4 protein-coding genes are annotated in these 6,744 nt (G+C 72.8%); 2 read left to right on the top strand and 2 right to left on the bottom strand.

Annotated elements, in window-relative coordinates:
- Positions 1-527 (top strand): ferric iron reductase (locus ITP53_RS53065; RefSeq protein WP_236052180.1); only part of this gene is annotated, 527 nt, incomplete at its 5' end.
- A 13-nt stretch (positions 528-540) separates the two neighbouring features.
- Positions 541-1,629, top strand: coding sequence for a type III PLP-dependent enzyme domain-containing protein (locus ITP53_RS53060; protein WP_195903084.1), 1,089 nt, complete (start codon positions 541-543; stop codon positions 1,627-1,629).
- Here ITP53_RS53060 and ITP53_RS53055 read toward each other — a convergent pair.
- Together ITP53_RS53055 and ITP53_RS53050 are read right to left on the bottom strand one after the other, a co-directional pair.
- Complete coding sequence (locus ITP53_RS53055; RefSeq protein WP_195903083.1) at positions 1,589-4,870, bottom strand: ATP-dependent helicase; 3,282 nt, start codon at positions 4,868-4,870, stop codon at positions 1,589-1,591. The two genes, ITP53_RS53060 and ITP53_RS53055, sit on opposite strands and share 41 nt — an antisense overlap.
- On the bottom strand, positions 4,864-6,744 hold a 1,881-nt coding region (locus ITP53_RS53050), incomplete at its 5' end, for a UrvD/REP family ATP-dependent DNA helicase (protein ID WP_236052179.1). The genes ITP53_RS53055 and ITP53_RS53050, both read right to left, overlap by 7 nt.

Genomic DNA, 6,744 nt, shown 5'->3' with positions numbered 1-6,744 from the left:
GGGCATGCCCCCCGCGTGACTGGTGGCGTTCGTACGTCACGGCGGTGGCGTCGCCCGTGCTGGAGTTGTACTTCGTGCATGGCGTCGTGCTGGAGCCCCACCTGCAGAACGTCCTGGTCGGCCTGGACGGGTCCGGTATGCCCGTTCAGGCCGTCTTCCGCGACCTGGAAGGCACCAAGCTCGTCGCGGGCCGGCACGACCTGGACGGCCTGCACCCCGACGTGGCCGGAGCGCTCACCTACGACGCCGAGCGCGGCTGGGCGCGCGTGGTCTACTGCCTGCTCGTCAACCACCTCACGGAGATCGCCGCCACGCTCGCCGGCCAGGACGACGCGCTGCTGCGCGAGCTGTGGCGGATCGCCGGCGACGTGCTCGCACGCCTCTCAGACGACCTCGGCCGGCCGCTGCCACTGTCCGATCTCCTCGCCGGGGCGCCGCTGCCCGCCAAGGCGAACCTGGGCGTGCGCTGGGCCAGGGCCGCCGACCGCGCCGCCGGTTACGTCCCGATCGCGAACCCCCTCGCATAGCGGAAGGGGCCTCATGCCGAAGACCTGCGGGAGTACCCCGCCCCACGTCCTGGACGCCGCGTTGAGCCTGCCGGGGGCGCCCGCCTACCTCTACGACCTGCCCGCGCTGGATGAGCACGTCGCGGCCGTGCGTCGGGCGTTGGGGGCCACGGAACTGTACTACGCGGTCAAGGCCAACCCGGACGCCGAGGTGCTGCGGGTGCTGGCCGGGCACGTGGACGGGTTCGAGGTGTCGTCGGCGGGCGAGCACGCGCACGTCACGGGCCTGTTCCCTGGCCTGCCTGTGGCGCTCGGCGGGCCCGGCAAGACCGACGCCGAGCTGCGCCTGCCGCACCACCGCATCCACGTCGAGTCCCCGTACGAGCTGCGCCGCCTGCTCGCCACCGGGCTGGAGGCCGACGTGCTGATCAGGGTCAACCCGGACCTGCCCGTCGAGGGCGCGGCGCTCACGATGAGCGGGCCGTTCGGGATGGACGAGCAGGGGGTGGCGGAGTGCCTGCCGCTGTTCGGCGACCGGGTACGCCTGCGCGGCAGGCACTCCCACCTGGCCAGCGGGCTGGACGCCACCCGGCTGCTCGAACTGGCCGGAAGGCTGCTGGAGTGCGACCACGAGGAGGTCAACCTGGGCGGCGGCATGGCGGTATCGTACGCCGAGCCGGAGTCCAGGTTCGACTGGGCGGCGTACGGAGCCGGCTTGGAGGGGTTGCGCCGGGGGCGGCGGCTGCGGGTCGAGCCGGGGCGGGCGCTGACCGCGTACTGCGGCTACTACGTGACCAGGGTCGTGGACGTGAAGCGGGTGCGCGGGGAGGCGTACGCGATCCTGCTGGGCGGCACCCACCACCTGCGCACGCCGGCGACCAAGGGCCACGACCAGCCCCGGACGGTACTCCCCACCGGGAAGGGCCCGGGAGTGATCGAGGAGCCGGTCACGTTCGTCGGCCAGCTGTGCACCCCAAAAGACGTTTTCGCCCGAAAAATCGTGACCACGGTGCGGGTGGGTGACACGGTGGTGTTCGAGATGGCCGGGGCCTACGCCTGGAACATCTCACACCACGACTTCCTCATGCATCCGAAGCCGGCCTTCCACTATCTGCGCGCCTGACGCGTTCGATGAGCGCCACCAGGCCGGCGGCGTCGAGCAGGTCGACCGGGCGTACGGTGCGGTTGGCGCGTACGTAGTGGAAGGCCGCGCCCACGCTCTCCAGCGGCACCCCCGCCAGGTGGGCCCAGGCCAGCCGGTACGCCGCCAGCTGCACGGACGCGGCCTTGGCCGCCTTGCCCCTGGGCGGCTGCCCGGTCTTCCAGTCCACGACCTCGTAACCGCCGCCAGGCGCCTCGAACACGGCGTCCATCCGCCCGCGCACCAGCCGGTCGCCGATCATGGTCTCGAACGGCACCTCGAGATCGATCGGCCGCCGGTCGGCCCACTCGCTCTCCTCGAACCGCTCCTGCAGCTCCCCGAGGAGCACGTCGGCCTCTTCGAGCTCGTCGTCGTACAGCTCGAAGTCGTCGATCAGCCGCTGCTGGTTCCACCGCGTCTCCAGCCACTTGTGGAACGACGTGCCCCTGCGCGCCAGCGGCGCGGGCTTGACCGGGACGGGCCTGCGGATCCTGCGGGCCAGCTCGCGCGGGTCGGCGGCCAGCGTGACCAGCGATGACACGGTCAGCTTGGCCGGCAGTTCGACGATGGTCGCGGGCCTGCGGCGGTGCAGCTCACGCTCGCGCAGCAGCAGGTCGGTGTCACGCTCCCAGGCCCGCAGGCGCTCCTCCTCGAACGCCCGCAGCGGCTCGTCGTCCTCCTCCGCGCGCATGGTCCCGGCCAGCGCGTCCTCGACGAGCCTGGCGCCGTCGAGCACGGACTCGTAACGCAGGCCCTCGGGCGTGACCGGCCAGGTGGCCTCCGCCGGCTCGGCGAGCAGCGGGTTGGTGGCGCCCTCAGCCAGGTCACCGGCCCAGAACGAGACGCGGTCGGCGGTGTCGCGGATCTCCAGCAGGAAGTCAGAAGGCTCCAGCGGCTTGGTGGCGGTGCCCCAGCGGTAGCCGGAGGCGATGAGGTGGTAGTGGGCCCGGGTGACGGCGACGTACGCGAGTCTGCGCTCCTCCATCAGGTCGCGCTCGCGGCAGAGCTCGTCGAAGACGGCCAGCTCCTCCTTGCTCAGCCCGCCCAGCCTGGGCAGGTCGGCCGCGTCGCCGCGCAGCGGGTAGGGGAGCTTGCGCGGGTTGTCCGTCCAGCGGGTGTTCGTGACCGGTGTGGCGGGGAAGATGCTGCCGGTCGCGATCGTCCCCTTCGAGCTGACGAGCTGCGACAGCCCCGGCACGACCACGATCGGCCACTCCAGGCCCTTCGAGGCGTGCACGGTCATCAGCTTGACGCTGTTGCTCTCGCCGACCCGGCCCGCCTCCAGCCCGAACTCCTCGCTCTCCGCCGCCTGCAGGTAGGCCAGGAACGCGCCGAGCGTCGGATCCTCGGCGTCGCCCGCGAACCTGGACGCCGCGTCGAGGAAGGCGTCGAGATCGGCCCGCGCCGCGAACGCGCCCACCGTGCCGCTGCGCGCGGCCACCTCGATGTCCAGGCCGAGCCGCCGCTCCACCTCCATGATCAGGTCGGGGAGCGGCTGCGCGGTGTGCGCCCGCAGGTGGCGCAGCTCGTGGGCGAGCGCGACCAGCCTGGTGCGGGCCAGCGGCGAGAACGACTCCAGCCACTCCTCCCTGCCGGGCAGCTCGTCCAGCGCGTCCACCAGGCTGCCGCGCTCCTCGGCCATGTCCGCGACCACCTGGTTGAGCGGGTCGTCCGCGCGGTAGCTGTCGCTCAGCTCGCGGGCCAGCTCTCTGGCGTGCTCGCCCAGCACCCGCAGGTCGGCGGGGCCGATCCGCCAGCGCGGCCCGGCCAGCAGCCTGGCCAGCGCGTCGCCGGCCGTGGCGTCGTAGAGGACGCGGAGGGTGGCGACGATGTCGTTGACCTCGGGTACGGTCAGCAGGCCGCCGAGGCCGACGACCTCGACCGGGATGTCGCGGTCTTCGAGCGCTCTGCGCAGGGCGGCGAACTGGGACCGCTTACGGGCCAGGATGGCGACGTCCTGGGGTTGCACGGCGAGGGTCTTCTTGCGCTCCTTCTCGCCCCAGGGCAGACCGTCCGGCGCGACCTCCTGGCCGAGGATCCTGGCGACGCCGTCGGCGATCCACTTCGCCTCGTCCTCGGCGGTCTCGTGGAAGGCGCACGTGACGCGGCCCCGCTCGACCCGGTTGGGTCCCGGGACCAGGACGGGGACCTCGCGGGCGTCCATCCGCAGCGGGAGCTGCACCCGGGCGGCCACGTCGAGGACGCGGTCGCCGTTGCGGAAGCTGACGCTGAGCTGGCGGATCTCGGCCGGGTCGCCGGCGCCGGTCCTGAAGTCCCTGGGGAACCGGCGCAGGTTGCCCGCCGAGGCGCCGCGCCACCCGTAGATCGACTGGCAGGGGTCGCCCACGGCGGTGACCGGGTGGCCGCCGCCGTAGAGGGATCTGAGCAGGACGAGCTGGGCGTGGCTGGTGTCCTGGTATTCGTCGAGCAGGACCACCGCGTAACGGGAGCGCTCGATCTCGCCCACTTCCTTGTGGTTCGCGGCGATCCTGGCGGCCAGCGACATCTGATCGCCGTAGTCGATGACCTCGCGGCGGCGCTTGAGTCGTTCGTACGCCTCCACCAGCGGCAACAGCTGCTCCCTGGCCGCCTGGACGCCTACCGGCTTGCGCTGGGCGGCGATCGTCCTGCCGGGGAGCGCGGCGTGCCTGCCCCGCAGCCACTCCCCCACTCTGCGCACGTCGTGGGCCGTGCGCAGGTGCTCTGACAGGTCGCCGGCCAGCTCCAGCACGGCGGCCGTGACGGACGGCGGGCCCAGCTCGATCTTGTCCATCGGCCCGTCGTACATCGCCACCACCCGTGAGGCGAGCTGCCACGACACGGCCGGGGTGACCAGGCGCATGGTGGGCTCGAGCCCCTCGCGCAACGCGTGGTCGGTGACCAGGCGTGCGGCGTAGGCGTGGTAGGTGGAGACGGTCGGCTCCTCGTCGAGGGCGCCAGGCGCGACCAGCCCCGCCTCGGCCAGGCCGGCCAGGCGCTCCCTGACCCTGGTGGCCAGCTCGGCGGCGGCCTTGCGGGTGAACGTCAGGCCCAGGATGTGGTCCGGTTTGACCAGGCCGTTGGCGACCAGCCAGACCACGCGCCCGGCCATGGTCTCGCTCTTGCCCGAGCCCGCGCCGGCCATGACGACCATCGGCTCAAGCGGGGCCTCGATGACGGCGGCCTGCTCGGGCGTGGGGGGCAGGACGCCGAGCTTGCCGGCCAGCTCGGCGGGGGTCAGCACACCTGGCCCCCGTTGTCGTTGACCGGGCAGCTCGACCTGGCCGCGCAGGTGCGGCAGCCGTCGTTGACCTTGGCCTGGAAGAACGGGCCCGACATGCCGGTCGCGACCGTGTCGACCAGGTCCTTGGCCCAGCCGGGGTCCTTGTCCTCGCCGAGCGCGCCCTGCTGCTGCTCCGTGGCGTTGTGCTTGCCCGCCGCCTTGCCGAGCTGGACCAGTGCGGCGCCGCCAGGCTCGGTCATGCCGTGCCTGGCGAACGCGCCCAGCAGCGCGGCCAGCTGGTAGACGCCGAGTTGCGGATGGCGGTCGAGCTCGCCCGCCCTGGGCTTGGCGCCGCCGGTCTTGAGGTCGATGATCACCGCGCGGTTGTCCGAGTCGCGCTCCACCCGGTCCACCCGGCCCTTGATCTGCACGCCGTCCGAGACCATCGCGGTGAACGCCTCCTCCAGCGCCACCAGCTCGCGCGGGTTTTCCTGGTGCCAGCGCAGGAACTTGCCGATCATCTGCTCGGCGACCTGGCGTTGCCTACGGTTGTACCAGACGCCGCCGAAGTCGAGCTCGTTCCATACCTCGTCGAGGCGCTCGCCCAGGAGGTCCTCGGTGGGCAGGTCGGTGGCCGCGAGGACGGCCAGGGCGTGGATCACGTTGCCGAGGCCCTGGGCGGTGCTGGTGCCGGCCGCGCCGACCGCCGTCTCCAGGAGCCAGCGCAGGCCGCACTTGGTGAAGCTCTCGACCGCCGAGGGGGAGATGTTGACGATGTCGTCCGGCCAGCTCAGGGGGCGGTCGTCGGTGATGGGGGTGAGGGCGTACCAGTCGTTGGGGTGGGCGCCCTGGACTCCGGCGGCGGCGAGGCGGGCGAGCTGCTGGGCGGCCTTTTGCCGGACTTTCGCGGATTTAGTGGGATCGGTCACAGCGCTGCGGAGGTCGGCCACGAGGGCGGACATGTTCAGCCAACGGGCGCGGTCGTCGACCGTGGCGGTCTCCACCGCCCCAGGCATCAGCTCCGACAGGAACCTGGACGGGCGCTCGTCGGTGTCCTCACCGCCCACCGCCGTCACCACGAGCCGGCTCCTGGCCCTGGTGGCGGCCACGTAGAACAGCCTGCGCTCCTCGGCCAGCAGCTTGGAGGCGAGCGAGGCGGCGTTCGGCCTGGCGCCCTCGACCACTTCGACGAGGTCCTCGACGCCGAGCATGGTCCCGCGCAGGCGCAGGTCCGGCCAAACCCCCTCCTGTACGCCGGCCACCACGACGACGTCCCATTCGAGCCCCTTGGAACGATGGGCCGTCAGCACGCGTACGGCGTCGCCGTCGGGGGCGCGCTCGGCCAGCGTGTCGCCGGGGATCTCCTGGGCGGCCAGGTCGTCGATGAACACCTCCGGGCCCGCCTTGGGCATCCGGTCCACGAATCTGGCCGCGTGGTCGAACAGCGCCACGACGGCGTCGAGGTCGCGGTCGGCCTGCGCTCCCCTGGGGCCGCCCGCCAGGCTCAGCTCGGTCCAGCGCTCGGCGAGGCCGCTGGCGTGCCACACGGCCCACAGGAGGTCTTCGGCGGTGCCCTGCTCGCGTACGGACTCCTGAGCGATGGCCAGCAGCTTGGCGACGCGTTCCGCGGGAACGGCGACATGCGGCTCCACCCGGGTCAACTCACGCGCGTCCCGCACCGCCGCGACCAGCAGTTCCCCCGACGAACGCACCCCCGCCACGACCCCGTCGGCCGCCGCGCGCTCCTCCCCGGCCCGCTCGGCCCCGACCTGCGCGACACCGTCCCGGTCGGCCCCGGCCTGGGCGGCGGTAGCGCGGTCGGACCCGGCTTGGGCGCTACTGGCGCGGTCCGTCACGGCCTGGGCGGCACTGGCGGGGTTGGGGTGAGTGGGGTC

Origin of the sequence: Nonomuraea cypriaca (genome assembly GCF_015645445.1) — a bacterium.
Lineage (GTDB): Bacteria > Actinomycetota > Actinomycetes > Streptosporangiales > Streptosporangiaceae > Nonomuraea > Nonomuraea cypriaca.
Note: the sequence above shows the minus strand (reverse complement) of the source record. Positions and strands in the feature narration are given on the sequence as shown.